Raw genomic sequence first — 1,384 nt, forward strand, 5'->3', positions numbered from 1 at the left:
GAATATGGTTATTCCCTTTGATTCTCTGGGGACATTTGGCTTGCTTTTTAATGCTGAAAATCATAAAGGCATGCTGGCTTTTATGGAGGAACAGCTTGGTGCGCTGTTGAAGTACGATGCCAAGCACGACGGCCAGTTAGTAGAAACATTGAATTATTATTTTAACTGCAATGGCAATATGAAAGATGCCGCCAAGGCCGCCAGCGTGACTCTGAGCGGCTTTAAATATCGGCTTGGAAAGATATGCGAAATAGGCGGCTTTAGCCTGAAGGAACCCAATAAAAGATTTGATTTACAGTTAGCCTTAAAAATATGGTGTTTAAGCAAAGAAGATTAAGGACTGAGTTTATTTTGGGCCTGCCGGGGCATGCGGGCATTTAAGGCATCACGGATTCAGTATACTCTTATGTTTTCTGGAGGTTGACCATGGAAGAATATGTTGTTTTAGTAGATGAGGATGATAATATGGTTGGAACTGCTGAAAAAATCGATGCGCACAGGAATCCAAAACTGCACCGCGCTTTTTCTATCTTTATTGCCAACAATAACGGTGAGCTGTTAATACAAAAACGTGCCTGGGAAAAGTACCATAATCCGGGGATGTGGGCCAATACCTGCTGTGGTCACCCGCGGCCGGGTGAATCCCTCGAGGCGGCGGCGCACAGAAGACTGATGGAAGAAATGGGTTTTGATACCGGGATGGTGAAGGTTTTCTCATTTATCTATAGTACTGAGTTTGAAAATGGTCTGACAGAAATGGAATACGACCATGTCTTCGTAGGGAAATGGGATGGCATACCGGAAAAAAATCCGGATGAGGTAGCCGATTACAAGTGGATCGCGAAAGAAGACCTGGCTGAAGACATTAGAAAGAATCCGGAAATTTACACGGCATGGTTTAAAATTGCCTGGGAACATCTATTAAAAGAAAAGGTAATATGTTTATAGGAAAAAAAGTACACAGTGACAGTTCTCATGTGTGTGCTTAATAAAATGGTGCTATCCTTTGCTGATATTGTTCGGTTTAATGGTGAATTTTAATGATCAAATTCTCCCCGAGCCGAATTGATGCCAGCTTTTTTTTGAGCGCGGGCGCCCGTAACCAAAATTCGATAGATATTGTAGGGGGACGGCGATAATTTCAGTGCAGGATTTGCGCTTATTACTTAGAATTTATATGATTATATATGGTTAAATTTAGATGTTAAAATTTTTGGAGGATTGATGGAAGTATTTTTAGACAAGCTGAATCCCGCCCAGGTTGAGGCGGTGACACACGGGGACGGCCCGCTGCTGGTCCTGGCGGGCGCCGGCAGCGGCAAGACCAGGGTCCTGACCTGCCGGGCCGCATATCTGATAAAAAATATGCGGGTCCCCCCATACC

At 44.0% G+C, this 1,384-nt stretch carries 3 protein-coding genes; all 3 read left to right on the plus strand.

Annotated features, from left to right (window positions below; genetic code table 11):
- Nucleotides 1-337, plus strand: a 337-nt coding sequence (locus tag NC238_02155) for a helix-turn-helix domain-containing protein (protein ID MCM1564761.1), incomplete at its 5' end; no start/stop codon positions are given.
- Nucleotides 338-426: 89 nt separating this feature from the next.
- Entirely contained in the window at nucleotides 427-948 is a 522-nt protein-coding gene (gene idi, locus NC238_02160; GenBank protein MCM1564762.1) for an isopentenyl-diphosphate Delta-isomerase, read from the plus strand.
- A gap of 276 nt (nucleotides 949-1,224) precedes the next feature.
- Nucleotides 1,225-1,384, plus strand: a 160-nt coding sequence (locus NC238_02165) for a UvrD-helicase domain-containing protein (GenBank protein MCM1564763.1), incomplete at its 3' end; no start/stop codon positions are given.

The organism is Dehalobacter sp. (genome assembly GCA_023667845.1).
GTDB lineage: Bacteria > Bacillota > Desulfitobacteriia > Desulfitobacteriales > Syntrophobotulaceae > Dehalobacter.

What these genes read in the sequence shown, in the direction of transcription:
- idi (MCM1564762.1), top strand. Translation starts at nt 427, where the DNA reads ATGGAAGAATATGTTGTTTTAGTAGATGAGGATGATAATATGGTTGGA.